Below are 15,016 nucleotides of genomic sequence, written 5' to 3' on the forward strand. Positions count from 1 at the left end.
CGCGGCTCTCGTCTGCTTCTATTGAGCCGTCTCAGACGGTGCTTCACGGTTCGGGCACGAATTCCTTCGGCACCTTGTGCCCGTCCGCCTTGAACTGAAAAACGAAATAGGGCGGAATACAGAGACCCCTCTGGTCGCCCGCGCCTTCGTTGCTGCCGAGCCAGGCGTTGTCGGGCATCTTCTCGCCGAAGAAATTGATCGCCAGACGCTTGCGGTTAGCGGCGGTTTCCTTAACGGACATCCGGGCATCCTTGCGTCGTTTCGCGCGCTCGTCAAACTTCGTTTTGGCGTTATCGGGCGAATAGCCCATCGGGCTCAGGCATATATAATCGTCCCGGCAGGGATGGGCCGCGTCACAGGCGCGAACTCCGGAATAGTTGGTATAGATTCCGAAACAATTGTCAGGTGTACGCCTGCCCTCGCCGACCTCGTCCAGGCAGGGGTTGAAGCCGCTCGCGGCGAGAAGGCCGCATGTCGCTTCCTCCGGCAGACCGACGCATTCGGACAGTCGCAGCGCGCCAGCCGGAAAACCGCCGGTAGCCTGCTCCCGCACCCGCCGGGCGTGTTCCTCGGCCGTCTCCATCCTTGTCTTGCTTCCCACCTTTATCTTCATCGGGTCCAGCCCTCCGATCCCTTCATAGGCTTCCTGGTGGGACGCCACATAGCTGTTGCCGAGAGGAGCGGCAGGCGTCACATGCTCGGTCGAGATCGTCGTGTCGCGCGGCATGCCGTCCTTCGGACCGGGAACCTTGGGGTCGCGGAAATATTTTTCGATGCCGAATATCCTGGACACGACCTTGCCGACCTGCATTGGGTCGCCGATCTTCGCCCCCCCGTCGGGGCTGCTGCAAATGCCGATGCCCAGCTGGTTGTCCGACTGGAAGACGGGCTTGCAGGCGAGATGCTTGGCGCATCCCCATTGCCGCACGCCCTTCGGCGCCACGCCGTCCATCAGGCAGGTCGCGCCCCAGCCGCCGATCAGCTGGATGTCGAGATCCGCCGCCCTAGCGGACGCGGGGTCAGGTTTCAGCGCCTCATAGCTGTTCAGGGGACGAGCCGCATAACTCGTCGCGAGATCCGGGAATGTCGGAACCTCCCCGCTTGCAATTTTCTCGAGGATCTTGATGCGGCGGAGTTGGTCGCCGAAGAAATGCGCCGAACCCGGCAGGAAGACCGCGTTTACCGGCGACGTGTCGGGCCTATCCGCGCCCGGAAAATGAAAGCCCGCGATGGCGCGTGTTTGATGGCATCCGGAACAGGAGGCCTCGTTAAGCCGGGTGCGGAATTCGAGCGCCGATCCGACATAGCCGAGCGTGTAGTCGTCGTCGTATTTCTTGAGCGCGGCATCGATCTCCTTATTGTCGATGATCTGTTCGGCCTTCACGGGGGCGTCCCAGAACGGCTGGTTGCCGGACCGGCTGGCGCCGCCCGGCGAGATCGAAATGGCGCGGCAGGCAAGAAATTCCTGCGGAATATTGAGCAAGCCGTTATCGACGTCGCCGATTGCGTTCTTGCTCAGGAGATATTCGACAAGCGCCTGTCTGCTGATCTTTAGGCCCCGCTTGTCCTCGCAAGTATTGTCGTCGAACGGTTTGCCCAGCAGCCGCGCGCGATCGATCTGGTTGGTCATGTAGCTGGGCTTCCAGCGTCCGCCATTCTCGCCCTGCGTCCATCGGAACACCCTGATGATATAGGTGCCGAGGGTGCCGAAATCGGTGATATCGGCCCCGGCGGCCACCCTCGATCCCTGCATGTTCAGCTCGATCCGTTCGATATCCTCTGGCTTCAGCACGGAGACGAGCAATTTCGCCTGCTTGACGAGGTCGCCGGTGGGGGTCCCGTTCTTGAGACCATCGGCATAGTCCAGCCAGCGCCTGGCGACGTCCTGACAGCTTATCGCCTTGGACCAGGGACGCGCCGGGAAAACCACGTTCATCGTCACGGGCAGCCGCGATCGGTAGTCCCGAGTGCCGATCGCCGTGCTCGGCAGCCGTCCTTCATATGCGAACCGATAGATGGCGCTGATTTCTCCGCATTCCAGGCGCTCGCCGCGACCATCGACCCTGTCGCGGTTGAACTGCCGGTCCATGCGGTTGATGACGCCGACCAGCTCGATGCGCGCGCCGGCATAGGTTAAAAAACCTATGTCGAGGCTCTTGGCATTGCCGCCACCGAATTCTGTGTGCTTGGGCAGGGATTCGAGGTCCGCCTTCACCGTTTTCCGCACCTCATCGAACACCGAAAGCTGAAATGGGTTCGATGCGAAGTCCTCCTCCTTCATCATCGACCGGTCGTCCTTGAAGACGAGGCACTGGAAATTCAGTGATCCCGCCTTGGCGCAGTCGCCGTCCTGCTGGTCGAGCTCCGCAAGCGTCGTCGGGTCGATGATATAAGGTCCTACTAGCGGCGCGGGGATCGTCGCCGTCACATGCTGCTCGGAGGCCGCGCCTCCTCTATCCGGCACATGCACCAGTAGGAGTGCGGACAGGACCATCGGGATGAACCGGACGGGCCGGCGGCGAAAATATGTTGGAAGATTAAGCATATGTTCCCCCGAACGCTTGCAATGCCAAGTTGATATTTTGGCATACTGCGTTATTGTCAAGCGGTTTGATGCCTACCAGATTGAATTGACGTTGCATTCGCCTCGGCGATGTGCCCGGGTGCGTGAGATGGGGGAATTTCATGTTCTTGTCGATCCATATCCGCATGATCGCAGCGGCGCTGGCGGTGTCGGCCATCCTGACCGCACCCGCGGATGCGGCAACGAAATGCCCCAAGGCCGCGCATGGCCGTCGCGTCTTCCCCGATGGCGCCATCCTGATGCGAACCGAACTCGCGGTTAACCCCGACGGTACCGCGGCATCCTATGTGCCCGGAGATCACGGTTACACCTATGTGGCCAATGGCGTGAATCTCATAGACAAGGGCGAGAAGCGCGATTGCCTGGATAATTTCACGCTCTGCCGGAGGAAATGGAAGGAAGCGGAGACCGCCGACTTCGCCCCGGGTTCGCCGGAATTCTGCGTCTTTGCGCTCGAAGCCGTACCGTACAAGGCCGGTATCCCTCAGTCGAAATGCGAAAGCGACCGCTATGTCGTCGGCAATGGCAAGGGCAGGCCGAAGCTGGGGAAGAAAGTTTCGGCATTCGACGGGTCTGAGGTTGATACCTATCTATCGACCACCTCATTGAAGCACACCGTCGACAAAAAGCCCGTCTATGTCGACTCCGCCGCCATCCCCGGCTTGGTCGTACCGAGAGGCCAAAGCAGCCTGCTTGGATCGCTGGCCTGGGTTCGGTATGGCGATCGGGAGGTTTTCGCCATCGTCAACGATACCGGCCCAAAGTTCGGCGAAGGGTCCGTCGCGCTGCATCAGCTTCTGCGCTATGGCGCCATTCAGCCTTTCCAGCCGATCGGACCGATTTGGCTCGATCAGCGCTGTACAAAGGCGGAACTCGATCTCAAGGCACCCTTCCTGTCAAAGCCGGATGACGGAGAGGATGACCTATGCAAACCCGGCCATGTCACCACCAGCGCCTCGGACATCAGGGCTTATGACGGCATCGGCGGCCATGTCGTCACGATTATCCTCGCTAAGAAACCGCCGATGAAAGGCAAGCGACTGGTGACCGAGGAGCTGACGATCGATCACCTGCACCAATGGGTTCTCGATGCCGGCTACAGCTCCGACAAACTGAATGAGATGGCGAGCTGCCTGGGAAAAAAATAGACGCGGCCTCCGCACTGGATGGGACGGTTTGATTGAAGCAAGGCGTGGCGCGTCAAAAGCCACCAACAAGTAATGTCGGCGACGGCCACTCACGGAGAGGGAGAAGCATATGCCAATTACAGGACAGGGTTGGGAACTTCACGTTGAGCGCCTGGGAATTCAGAAAAAGGGCGGGCTGACGCGGACCTATGGAACATATCAGGTTTACATCAACGGCAACCCCGCGGCCGAGCTTTCAGGCCATATATGCGAAACAATCGGGCCTGGCGACAACAGCAAGAAGAACAACGGGAAGCGCGTCGAAGCGGGGGCATATCCGCTTTCGACACATTTTGGGGCCAAGTATGAGACGATTGGCTATTCGGAAGATCTGGAGACGCCGGGCGAGATCCATATGCCGAGCGTTCTGCTACTGGACACCAACAAGCGAACCGGCATCCTTGTCCATCCCGGCCATCCACCGCACCTCTATCTCTCGAGCGTCGGCTGCTTCAATCCGACCAAGCCACTGGGGTCGGCCGACGAAATGGATTTCTGGGAGAGCCGGGATCGCGTGATCGCGATCATCGAGAGCCTGAAGGCGTTTGCGCCCAATGCATTCCGCCGCCGCCGCCAGACGCCCATATCGAATGCGACGGTCGTTGTGGATGGCGAGCCGATGGGGACGGTCAGAACCAATCCGCCGGCCGACGTCCCGGTCATGGCCCGCGCGGCAGACGGCGGTCCGCCGCCTCCGGCGTCCAGCGTGCAGATCGGCCTGCTCACACAAGCGCTCGATGCGCTGAAGCGCTCCGGCCGCCCTGTGGCAAAACTGCATGTGGATTTTCTGGATTCGACGAGCTTGGCGACAATCAACGTGGACTTCCATCCGTCCACAGCAACCGCCGCACTGAGCACCGCTTCTCCAAGGGAGCTCAACCTGCACGACAAGGTACCGAACCAGAGCGAGATCAGTGTCTGCGGAGCGATCGTCAAGAAGATCAAGCGCGGTGATCCGGAGTTTGCTGCGTTAGTCAGCAACGCCAACGCCAATATCGAATTCAAGGATGAGGAAGGCACTGGGGCGGATCGCATGATGTCGCCCCGGCTCAGGGACGGCCTCGACCGCCTGGCCACATTGGTTGCCGCGGAATGGCCGGGCGTGAAGTTGCGCGTGACAGAGGCATGGGACGAGAACAACGAGCATCACGGCAGGTCGCTCCATTACGAGGGGCGCGGTGCCGATCTGACCACCTCACCCAAGGATGGCGACAAGCTCGGCCGCCTCGCCCAGCTGGCAGTCGATGCTGGGTTGGACTGGGTCTTTTTCGAAGACACCTCTCATGTCCATGTCTCGGTGAAGCGTTAAAAGCGTCGGAAGATCGATGCTAGGCAACGTCGCCCGGTTGAATCAGCGCAGCGTGGACCTTTCCTCGCTGCGCTCCAATTCATTCGATCGCGTCCAGTGACGTTTCCACCTCGATCTTGGGATCTGACAGGAAGAGTGCGGTCGAAAGCCCAGATGTCGTTGGGCCGATGGTCGGCACCCTCGGCAGCTTGAGAAGCTTGCTTTTCAGATCATATGCCGCCTTGATCTTCGGGCCATAAACGGCGCCATCGCCGTTGTAGATTTTTCCGAAGTTGGTCCAGTCCTGGGTTTGCATGTCATTAATGAGCTTCTTGTCTCGGCAGAAGTCAGCGAACCCCAGGACATGCCAACGTTCGTCGGCTGAGAAAGCATTGGCCAATTCTGTTGCCGATGAATAGCCGAGCGCCGCATGGTTGAAGCCCATGATTTGGGGGCCTCCCCAGCTTGATGAAAGACATGCAGCCTCGGTACCGCCCAGTTCCTTGGCGAGGCCGAAGGCCTAGTATTCGACGGTCTGGCTGTCAACATGCGACGTCTTGAATGGTCCCGTCGTACCCACACGATATTCGTGGCCCTTATGCCGCTGCTCCCCATCGCACCGACATAGAAAGCATTGCCTGCAAGCGCAGGTGACAGCAATTCCTCTCCCAATCATGATCATGGAAGGCAAAGACCGCAGTTGATCGATCGCCCCATTGGATGGTCGGCGCCTGGTGGGGGCTGTGCAGCAGATAGAACCCAGCACCAGCCATTTCGCCATGGTGCAATGTGAATTCGTCGTTCGAGTGGAGTTCTACCTCGAAGGAGGCAACGGCAGCCATCCTGCAGAGCGCCACCGCGGCCGGACCCGTACCCATCATCACCAGCCGGCGCCGTGTTTGATAGGTCATCGCCATACTATCGAAATGTGCCCGAGGGCCCGATTTCATTCTGCGTTTCACGCGTCGGCGCGCAGAGATCGCAGTGTCGATCCGACGAAGTTCACTCTCCGGCACGTCGACCTCGAAAACGAGCTCGATAGCGCTTCCGCAGGGGAGCTGGATGTCAACGTATGGAGAGCCGACGCCATATCGCACGCGACGACCTCGCCGACGCGTATCGCATCCAGGGCCTCCGCCACGACGGCGCGTTCGATGCAGCCGCCGGACAGGTAGCCGACCTATTCGCCGCTTTCGGAAACGGCCATCTGTGCGCCAAGCGGCCTTGGAGAATTTCCTTCGATCAGAACCAGTGTTACCAACGCGACCCGATGTTTGGCAGCAAGCGTATCGAGCATGAAGTCGTTCCACATAGTCGTCAAACTTGTCCCGTATTCCGTCAGACTTCATCATGACGCTGGCCTCCCGCCGCTCGACATTTTCCATCGCCGAACCGATAGCGAACGGGGCTTCCTGACGCCACTATGTCTCGCTCGATCGATGGATCCGTCCGACATCACAGCGCCTGCCGCGCGGATCTCAATCGGAAATGCCCGGCAAACGTTCCGGCCGCACCTATATTTGACAAGCAATCAGCAATTTATCGCGGAGGAACAGTTGATTCGTCCGGGTAGTGCAGTGCAGCAAGGCATAGGGCCGAGCGTCATTCGGATGAACGGCGGCTCGGCCGCCGGCCACCGAAGCCGAATGCGACGAGCGACCCCAACATGAGCGCGATGCCTAGTAGCCCCGATTGCGTCGGATGTTCACCGATCGTGATGCCGATCAGGACACCCCCAGCGATCTGAACGAAGTCGGTGAGCGTCACCAGCGAGGCCTCGCCATGCTTGAGGCATTGGTCCAGGCAAGCGTCCCTATGGCCGAGAGCAAGCCGGTCACGAACAGCATCAGTGCCTCAGTGGTCGAGGGCCATGTCCAAACAAGGGCCGCCGGTGGAAAGCTGAAGACCGCTATGATCAGGGTCGTCCAGGGCACAATCGTATAGGGATCTTCTGTTCGGGCCGTGCTGCGCTCGATGCAGGCCGCTGCACCCCAGCAGGCGGAGGCGGCGAGTATGTGCGCCACAATACAAGGCGCACGCGAGCGGACGCCGATAATCTCAAGCGGCTTCACGCGTTGCATCGGGGTGAGGGCCCCCAACGTGAGGCGCATGATCGAGCGCCAAGTTTTACCGCCCGCCGGCGATCTTCCACGCAACTGGATCATCACTTTAAGCGATCTCCGGCACCTTCGGTCCCTGGCATCAACTTCTCTCGTGTCGTCAGCCCTCTGACTGAGAGTGCTCCGAAGATGTCACAGCCGCGGCAGTTGACGGCGTGCGAGAAATACTCTCAGATACCCGCGAAAATTGTTCTCTGGCCGGAGCGTTTCTGGCCGATGCGCGGGGGGCGCAGATTGCAATGAGACGAGTGCTTGCCATAGGACTGAGCCTTCTGTTCCCGGCCTTCGCACTTGCAGGTCCCCCAGAAGCGTGGCGAAAGCCCGCTGCCGACATGGTCGCCTGGTTCGAAACTTCGGGCGTCGGATATGGTATGGTGACGCCGGATTTCGACTGCCAGGGCCTTTCGGCTGGGGTCCTGCAATGGAATGTCGGCAAGGGCTCGTTGTGGGACAAGTTGCTCTCCAAAGTGCCCGCCGCGACGTTCGACGCGACAATGCCAACCTACGGTGCAGACTTCCGGGCCGCATTAGCGAAATCTAAGGCCAAAAGACTGGAATATGTGCGCGGGTTCCAGACATTTGCAAACGAGGAGTCCTGCAACGGCAATGTTCGTAAGGCCGTATGGTCGACCGAAGGCGTGGCGTTTGCAAAGGAGGTGTCGACCCTCCTCAAGAGCGCGCCTGTCGTGGCCCTTCAACAGACTGCGCTCAACAACAAGCTCGATGGTGGATGGCAGTATGCGACATGGTGGGCTGAAGCAAAACGCGGCGTCGGGGCAACGCCAACCTATCTTGAATTCGCGACCTTCACGGACACGCTGAACTTCAATGGCACCTGGAAAGAGCAGGCCAACGCATCGCTCGTGGAGGAATTCCGCAAGGATCGCACCGATGACGATGTGTTCAAGGAAATCCTGGACTATCTGGCCGCGGCTCCCGACGACCAGTATCAGCGAACCGAAGCACGCAAGAACGCCACGCTCTGGAAGGGCGAGGGCTTGAACGACGAGAAGATCGATCTTCTTGTCTTTGCGTATCTCGTTGCAACCCATCTGACGAAGGACCATGCCAAGCCCTTCAAGCTGAATACGATCTCGCGACGTGGCGCAATCCTGTTCGAGGGTGGGTGGGTCAATGGCGAGAACGTCAGGTTTAAGTCGCCGCCATCGCACTAAATGGATGACCATGGCTCGCTCTCGCAAAAGAGCAGGCTTAGAGGAGAGCTTGGAGATGACACTGACAGCACGCGCGCATACAATCATTCAGGTCTGTGTGACCCTGCTCATGGCGTTGACTTTCACAGTGGGCCTGACGTCGGTGGGCCGCGCTGACGACGAGCTGACCACTATTTACATCGTCAGGCATGCCGAGAAAGAAAAACTCAAGCGGGGCGAGAAAGACCCACCAGGCCCTGGGCTCACAGACGCGGGCAGGAAACGGGCGGAAACCTTAGCGGTGATGATGAAAGACGCGGGCGTGAAAGCGATCTACATCAACAACTACCTCAGGACGCAGCAAACGGCAGAGCCGACCGCAAGGGAAACCGGCGCGAAAGTCTCTGAGATTAAGGATGCCGCCGAGACCATTAGAGCGATCCGGAAAGAAGACGCAATCCATACGTTCCTGATCGTAGGACGGTCCAACACGGTTGACGATCTCGGTAGCGAGCTCGGCGTGACCATCCCGACGCTCAACGAAACACAGTACGATCGAATGTTCATCGTGCGAATGAGAGGCGACAAGGTCGAATTGGAAACGAGCAGATACGGCGAGAAGTCTCCTGACTAGTCAGCCGGATTCCTGTTGAGCACCTGTCGGGTTTGCATCGTGAGGGAGTCAATCCTTTTTGCGCCTCGGCGCGCGACCACGCGCATTCGCCGGCGCTCCTGATTTTGGGTCTGTCGCCTCTGCAAGAAGCTCTTCGATCGCCGCCTCATTGATGGGCTCCTCGTCACCCTCATCTAGGTGTTCCATCGCAGACATTCCGAGAAAGGCGGCAAAGACATATCCGTCGATCAGGCCATCTCCTTGAAGGTCGACGCGAGCCCATTCGCCGTCGAGCCCCAGGATCGTGAGCGAGGTGCCCGCTTCAAGCAATCTTGCCCGGTCGAAGGCAAGGCCCGGTCCCCTTCTCAGCCAAAGCCCATCGCGCGCATTGACGGTCGAGTGAGCCACTGGCGGGGCGCCCGTAGACATTGTCAGCACCGCCGACGCGAGAAAATCGTGAGCCGGACTGTTCCAGCCCGCGCGGGCGGCCGTCCGCAACCATCCAGGGGCATTGGCCGACAGCCCATCCTTTCCCCACACCAATTGCTGTGTATCGCTCGCTGTTCGACCAAATCCGACATGAATTGTCTCTGGTCCCATGTAATCGGTTGCGGCGCCGATTCCATTCGAGCCTCTTGCTGCGCAGGCCGTTATGAAGGGTGCGACTTGACTACCATCGCTGTTGTTGAATTTGAGCCGCGCCCCGTTCTTGATGAGTTGAAGATCCGCCGCTCGGCCATTGTCATGCCGTGGCGAGCCTTTCCAGCCGCATGGAACGCCCTTTAGGTGAGGCGCGTGGTTGCTGGGCTGACCCCCCGATGTAATGACGATCTTGTCGATTCCCGTGGCTTGCGCCGCCGAGTCCAAGAGGTCCCGAAGATTGTCGGCAATAGGGCGGCAGCGCGTTGCATTCGACGGTGGTCCGACGATATCGACCATTGTTTTCCTCCCGGCTTCGTTATTTTAGCAGAATTGCACCTCTGCCTAGTGCACGCAACTTTAAAGTTTAATGAGGCATGGATTTCATCTTGACTGGCGAACCTGACGCCCGAAGCATGAATCTATTCCAGCCAGCAAGGCGACTGAACGATGCTTCAACGTTCAAACAAGCAGTGTCACGAAACGGCATCGTCAACTTAACGGATTGTGGAATTCGATGTGCGATGACGGGCATGCCACATCGTGACCCGCTCTATCGCCGCCATCGCTTTCCCGCTGAAATCATTGCTCACGCCGTGTGGCTTTATTTCCGTTTTCCTCTCAGCCTGCGGGTGGTCGAGGACTTGCTGGCTGCCCGTGGGATCATTGTCTCCCATCAGACAATCCGGCAGTGGGCGGAGAAATTCGGCCGCACCTTCGCCAACGAGATCCGCCGTCGATCATCCGGTCGGCTCGGAGATAAATGGCACCTCGATGAGGCCGCCATTTCGATTCGAGGCAAGAAGCACTGGCTGTGGCGCGCCGTTGACCAGGACGGTTTCGTCTTGGAGGCGCTGGTGCAAAGCCGCCGCAATGCCAAGGCGGCCAAACGCCTGATGCGCAAGGTCTTGAAGAGCCAATGAAGCCCGTTTACGGGATCGATGATGCTTTTGGAGGTGCCAATCGATGACGTCAGCCATCCCCGACTTTGTCAGTGAGCTATATCGGTCGGCCAACGAGGTCTCAAAGCTGTCAACGTTCGAACGCCGGCGCCTGGTCGAGCGCGCCGCAAGCGTGATTGCCGAGCAGCGGATTACAACTTGCGGCGACTGGCAACGTGGTATCCATCTCCTCAAGCGTAGTCGCAGGCATCGAGGCTATTCTTCCCCAAGTCGACGACATGCCCGATCTGCTCGTCAGCCACATCCTTCTGGAATGCGCGGATGAAATCCGAAAACTGCATATCCTGAATGCAAAGACCGGGTGATGGGGGGCTATGGCAAGGAACAACTGCTGCAGCAGTGGAGATAGGGACAATCTTTTCGGTTGCAACTTTCTCCGGAGCTCGTAACTATAGCGAGAACTGAAATTCACATAACTCGGAATTATGTGAAATTATGATGCCCTAGAAAGCGTTTGGTCGCATCTATCCACGTCATACACTCATTTTTCAAGCCGTTAGCTATCCTCATTGCGAGGGTCGCCGGTCCAGAGCAAGCGCAGCTCCATTCACACCTTGACCGGACGTTTAAAGACTGCAGAGGCTGACCAACACCTGAACACATCTGCGTTGTGATACCTTGGCCTGCCATTGTTATCGGGAGGCCAGTATGTGCAAAAAAGTGGCTATTTACGCGCGGTATTCAACAGCCCTAGCAATGTTTCCGCTGGCACCCACCTGCGCTGCTTGGATCAACTCGGCTCTAGCGGTGTATTGGCGTGTCTGAATTTATCTCGCCATAAAGGAGAAGCTTTTCATGATACAAGCCGAGGATATCCTCGAATTCGATCCACACGGCCATGGTTTGAGGTCAGAAGGCAGGATCGACGGCATAACTGTAGTCGTGATCACTAAGAACAAGAACCACACGCACACCAATGACGGCATCTACACGGTCAATGTGCTCGGCGAGGAACTCCAAAATCGTTTCCGAGAAATCAAGGAAGCCAGAGATGCAGCTCGCATCGCATTCGCCGCACGCGTATCATCGGCGCTAACGGACGATAGTATCACTTCGATAATGAGTGCAATCGGGCCTCGCCCCTTCCATACCGGTCACTTCATTGACAGCCTCGCCACTATTCGCCCCGATTTGTGGAGTGCGCTGATCGCTCGCTACGGAAAAGGTGGGCAAGGTGCAGGCACGCATTTTTCGGCGTTCTCGGCGGTGGCCCACGCGCTGCACCGGGCGGCAATTAGAGGTGTGCTCGACAAGCTTGAAGAATATGTCCCCGCGCCGCCAGACTTGAATTGGGGAAGCCCAGTCATTCGGTACTGGACGGGGGCCGGTGGCTTTTCGGATCAGCCCTATCCAGATGAACCGTCCCCTGAAGCCAACTATACCGAGGGCGCCATCATTGAGGTCAAAGTCAACCGTTACGAGAGAAATAGGGGCGCCCGCGCCGCCTGTATCAGCCACTACGGCACTGTTTGTCAGGGTTGCGACATGGACTTCGGTTCCCGATACGGTGAGCGTGGGAGGGACTTTATGCACGTGCATCACTTGGTTCCACTGAAGCAGATCAGGAAGACCTACAAGGTCGACCCGATCGCCGACCTGAAGCCTGTCTGCCCCAATTGCCATTCTATGATACATCGGCGAGAACCGATGCTTTCCATAGAGGAGTTGCGGGCAATCATCACGTGAGTGGGCGAGCAGGGTAAACAGGCAGCTATGTGGCTGAGTCAGCTATTAATGAACGATTACAGTAGGATAGATTTTGTACCTACCAGGCTGCCGGTTCATATCCGTTCAAGGCGTGATGGTCGCATCATGTTCGCGGCCTTCATGAAATGAGACGCAGGTGTCCGGCTCCCGGACGCCCCGCGTCTCATAATAAATTGTACGTTATGACAGGGCGACCAGAACCTCTATCTCGACAAGCCATTCTGGCAAGGCGAGCGCTTCGACGCCGATCCAGGTGCTCGCGCACACCGGCCAACTTTCGCCGAATATTTCACCGCCTGCCCCAAAGATCGCTGGAACGAGATCTGGAGTGTGCCGGACGACGTAGATCTTCATCTGCAAGATATCGTCCGGATGCGCCTTTATGGCCGCGAGGGCGTCGAGGACATTGCTGAAGCATTGCCTCGCCTGGGCCGCGTGATCGTTTCCACCGACGAGTTGACCCGCCCTGTCGACGCCGACTTGGCCCGAGATGGCGGCAAGCCGCGCGCCAGGCGGGGTGACGGCGATCTGTGCAATCAGGTGCGAGGATGCTTCGGTCAGGGACGAGGGGTTCAGAGTTTCCATTGATGCTCTCCTTATTCCTGATCGACAGCGGCGACATAACCGTCGGGCCTGACCAGCAATGCCCGAACGCCGCGCAGGGCCGCATGGTCGGATGGAACTGCCGCCAGGGATTGGACGCTGCTGGATCGCAACCATTCCGGGCCGGAAACCGATGCGCCTGGTTTGAAGGAAATGTGAAGCCAACGTCCTTCGACCAGCAGGCTGTAGAGCGACATCGGTCCTCCGTCTCTACCGACAAGTTCGATATCCGGAACGCGTACCCCTGCCGCCAACTGCCCGGCAGTAAGGGCCGCCTTCGCACCGGCGCCATAGGCGACGTCGAAACCGGAAAGCTCACCGGCAAGACGATGATTGACTGCCGGAATTTTGAGGAGCTCGTTCAGCGTCTCGCGCAAGGCAAGGGTCGCCGGATCGAATCGCGTAACCAGCCCGACCTGTGCCAGGGTGTTGGTATAGAGGATCTGTCCTATTGGACGACGTTCCTCGTCATAGGTATCCAGCAGTTGGTCAGGCGCTTCGCCCTTCACGACTGCGGCCAGCTTCCAGCCGAGATTCAATGCGTCCTGCAGTCCGACATTCATGCCCTGTCCGCCCATGGGAGCATGGATATGAGCGGCATCGCCGGCGAGGAGGACGCGGCCCTTGCGATAGGTTCCGGCAAGGCGCGTCTCATCGGCGAAACGCGAAAGCCAGATCGGGTCGCGAGGCTGATAGTCCTCGCCGAGAATGCGCGCGGTTGGTCCCGCTACCTCTTCCAGAGTGACCGGTTCGGTTCGCGGCACATGGGTCCTCTGCGGATCCACGAGCACGATGCGGTGGTGTTTGCCGTCACCGAGAGGCGCGATCATCACCGAGCCATGTTCATTGGTGACCGACACGACGGGTTTTGCCGGTGGCGAGGCAAGAACCACGTCTGCAAGCATGAGAGAGTTGCGGGCCTCTGTTCCCTCATATGAGATGCCTGCATGTTCCCTCACGATGCTGCGAGCGCCATCCGCTCCAACAGCATAGGAGCCGAAAAACTCTCCGACATCGGTAGAGATGCGCACCCGGTTCCCGTCGTCCACAATTCCGGTTGCTGCCACGCCCCGCACGATGACGACAGCGAGTTCAATCGCGCGTTCTTCCAGACGCTCCTCGGTTACGGTCTGTGGAATAAACAGGGTGTAGGGGAAGCGCGTGTCAAAGGGTGAGAAATTCAGCCGCGTATCGAGGACCCCATAGTGACCGGTCGGGATCGGCTTGCCTGCACTGAGGAAGCGATCGGCAAGGCCGCGCAAGGCAAATACTTCCAGCGAACGCCCATGGATGGTGAGCGCTCGCGACTGCGCCGTCCGCTCCGTTCGCCGCTCAAGAACAGCGACATCCACGCCGGCAAGTTTCAACTCGCAGGCCAGCCACAGTCCCACAGGGCCTGCGCCGACAACAATAACATCATAGTTCATTTTCATCAGAAGCACTCCAATCTAACGTTGTTAGGTTTACCTAACAGTGTTAGGGAGTCAACAGAAAAACTGGAGATAGACATGCGCATTGTGAAAACCGAGGTCATCGCGACGGCGTTGAAGCTGCTGGATGAGGTCGGGATGGAGGGGTTGACGATGCGTAAGCTGGCAGACGCCTTGAACATTCAGGCGCCGTCGCTCTACTGGCATTTTGCCAACAAGGATGCCCTGCTCGAGGGAATGGCGGATGCGCTGATGGAGCCGGTCGCTGCAAGCAATCCGGAAGGCGAGGCATGGGACGCGAGGCTTGGGCGCGTGGCCTCCGAAGTGCGCGACGCCCTGCTGTCGCGCCGCGATGCGGCACGTGTTTTCGCCGGCACCTATCCTTTATCCGACAACGTACTGCGCGTCGGCTCGTTGCTCATCGACGCTCTCAAGCAAGCCGGAGCTGACGACCGTGTCGCGACTTGGGGTGCATTCACGATCGTCTATTTCGTGATCGGCTTCGTTATCGAGGAGCAGGGTCTTGTGCGCGGAACAGAACCAGCAGGTCAGGAGGAGAACCCCCTGGCAGCAAAATTTCCTATGGCTGCAATAGCGATGCGTGAGATTGCCGGAGCCAATGCCGATCAACGTTTTGCGTTTGGGCTCGATCTGCAGATCGCAGGCTTGAAGGCGGCGCTTCGCCTTTCCTGAAACGGCAGCAAGGTCACCCGCACACCTTTGTCCAGG

Annotated in this window: 16 protein-coding genes and 1 pseudogene; 8 read left to right on the forward strand and 9 right to left on the reverse strand. The window is 58.8% G+C overall.

Going from position 1 to position 15,016, the window contains the following annotated elements:
• Window positions 1-43: 43 nt before the first annotated feature.
• Entirely contained in the window at window positions 44-2,545 is a 2,502-nt protein-coding gene (locus PY308_RS21485; protein ID WP_275791453.1) for a hypothetical protein, read from the reverse strand.
• A 140-nt stretch (window positions 2,546-2,685) separates the two neighbouring features.
• On the opposite strand from PY308_RS21485, the gene PY308_RS21490 reads away from it, so the two are divergent.
• Window positions 2,686-3,732 carry a hypothetical protein gene (locus tag PY308_RS21490; RefSeq protein WP_275791454.1) on the forward strand — a complete coding sequence of 349 codons (1,047 nt, stop codon included), beginning with the start codon at window positions 2,686-2,688 and terminating at the stop codon, window positions 3,730-3,732.
• A gap of 109 nt (window positions 3,733-3,841) precedes the next feature.
• On the forward strand, window positions 3,842-5,080 hold the full coding sequence (locus tag PY308_RS21495; RefSeq protein WP_275791455.1) for a hypothetical protein: 1,239 nt from the start codon (window positions 3,842-3,844) through the stop codon (window positions 5,078-5,080).
• A 79-nt stretch (window positions 5,081-5,159) separates the two neighbouring features.
• Here PY308_RS21495 and PY308_RS21500 read toward each other — a convergent pair whose 3' ends face one another.
• The 5 genes from PY308_RS21500 to PY308_RS23080 all read right to left on the reverse strand — a co-directional run bounded on the left by PY308_RS21500 (window position 5,160) and on the right by PY308_RS23080 (window position 7,170).
• The gene (locus PY308_RS21500) at window positions 5,160-5,558 is read right to left on the reverse strand and encodes an N-acetylmuramidase domain-containing protein (protein ID WP_434064280.1); all 399 of its coding nucleotides are present in this window, start codon (window positions 5,556-5,558) and stop codon (window positions 5,160-5,162) included.
• A 97-nt stretch (window positions 5,559-5,655) separates the two neighbouring features.
• Complete coding sequence (locus PY308_RS21505) at window positions 5,656-5,970, reverse strand: Rossmann-fold NAD(P)-binding domain-containing protein (RefSeq protein ID WP_275791457.1); 315 nt, start codon at window positions 5,968-5,970, stop codon at window positions 5,656-5,658.
• A 269-nt stretch (window positions 5,971-6,239) separates the two neighbouring features.
• On the reverse strand, window positions 6,240-6,356 hold the full coding sequence (locus tag PY308_RS21510; RefSeq protein ID WP_275791458.1) for an XdhC family protein: 117 nt from the start codon (window positions 6,354-6,356) through the stop codon (window positions 6,240-6,242).
• 305 nt (window positions 6,357-6,661) lie between these two features.
• Window positions 6,662-6,826, reverse strand: a complete 165-nt coding sequence (locus PY308_RS21515; protein WP_275791514.1) for a hypothetical protein — start codon at window positions 6,824-6,826, stop codon at window positions 6,662-6,664.
• On the reverse strand, window positions 6,823-7,170 hold the full coding sequence (locus PY308_RS23080) for a hypothetical protein (protein ID WP_434064277.1): 348 nt from the start codon (window positions 7,168-7,170) through the stop codon (window positions 6,823-6,825). Before PY308_RS23080 ends, PY308_RS21515 begins: the two co-directional genes overlap by 4 nt.
• A gap of 248 nt (window positions 7,171-7,418) precedes the next feature.
• Between PY308_RS23080 and PY308_RS21530 the strand changes: the two genes are divergently transcribed.
• Entirely contained in the window at window positions 7,419-8,354 is a 936-nt protein-coding gene (locus tag PY308_RS21530; RefSeq protein ID WP_275791460.1) for a hypothetical protein, read from the forward strand.
• A 55-nt stretch (window positions 8,355-8,409) separates the two neighbouring features.
• Complete coding sequence (locus tag PY308_RS21535) at window positions 8,410-8,967, forward strand: SixA phosphatase family protein (protein WP_275791462.1); 558 nt, start codon at window positions 8,410-8,412, stop codon at window positions 8,965-8,967.
• A gap of 48 nt (window positions 8,968-9,015) precedes the next feature.
• Here the strand turns inward: PY308_RS21535 and PY308_RS21540 are convergent, their stop codons facing one another.
• Entirely contained in the window at window positions 9,016-9,375 is a 360-nt protein-coding gene (locus PY308_RS21540; RefSeq protein WP_275791463.1) for an SH3 domain-containing protein, read from the reverse strand.
• Window positions 9,376-10,118: 743 nt separating this feature from the next.
• On the opposite strand from PY308_RS21540, the pseudogene PY308_RS21545 reads away from it, so the two are divergent.
• The 3 genes and pseudogenes from PY308_RS21545 to PY308_RS21555 form a co-directional block, all read left to right on the forward strand.
• A pseudogene (locus PY308_RS21545) lies at window positions 10,119-10,505 on the forward strand (IS6 family transposase); the annotation flags it as partial.
• Window positions 10,506-10,702: 197 nt separating this feature from the next.
• Window positions 10,703-10,852, forward strand: a complete 150-nt coding sequence (locus PY308_RS21550; RefSeq protein ID WP_275791464.1) for a hypothetical protein — start codon at window positions 10,703-10,705, stop codon at window positions 10,850-10,852.
• A 490-nt stretch (window positions 10,853-11,342) separates the two neighbouring features.
• Window positions 11,343-12,233 (forward strand): HNH endonuclease, encoded by an 891-nt coding sequence (locus PY308_RS21555; RefSeq protein WP_275791466.1) that lies wholly within the window; start codon window positions 11,343-11,345, stop codon window positions 12,231-12,233.
• A gap of 201 nt (window positions 12,234-12,434) precedes the next feature.
• Here PY308_RS21555 and PY308_RS21560 read toward each other — a convergent pair whose 3' ends face one another.
• Window positions 12,435-12,839: a RidA family protein gene (locus PY308_RS21560; protein WP_275791467.1), complete on the reverse strand. Its 405-nt coding sequence runs from the start codon at window positions 12,837-12,839 to the stop codon at window positions 12,435-12,437.
• A gap of 11 nt (window positions 12,840-12,850) precedes the next feature.
• Complete coding sequence (locus tag PY308_RS21565; RefSeq protein WP_275791468.1) at window positions 12,851-14,290, reverse strand: FAD-dependent oxidoreductase; 1,440 nt, start codon at window positions 14,288-14,290, stop codon at window positions 12,851-12,853.
• Window positions 14,291-14,365: 75 nt separating this feature from the next.
• Here PY308_RS21565 and PY308_RS21570 point away from each other — a divergent pair, with 75 nt between their 5' ends.
• Window positions 14,366-14,980: a TetR/AcrR family transcriptional regulator C-terminal domain-containing protein gene (locus PY308_RS21570; protein WP_275791469.1), complete on the forward strand. Its 615-nt coding sequence runs from the start codon at window positions 14,366-14,368 to the stop codon at window positions 14,978-14,980.
• The last annotated feature ends 36 nt before the right edge of the window (window positions 14,981-15,016 follow it).

The sequence above is a fragment of the Pararhizobium gei genome (assembly GCF_029223885.1).
GTDB lineage: Bacteria > Pseudomonadota > Alphaproteobacteria > Rhizobiales > Rhizobiaceae > Pararhizobium > Pararhizobium gei.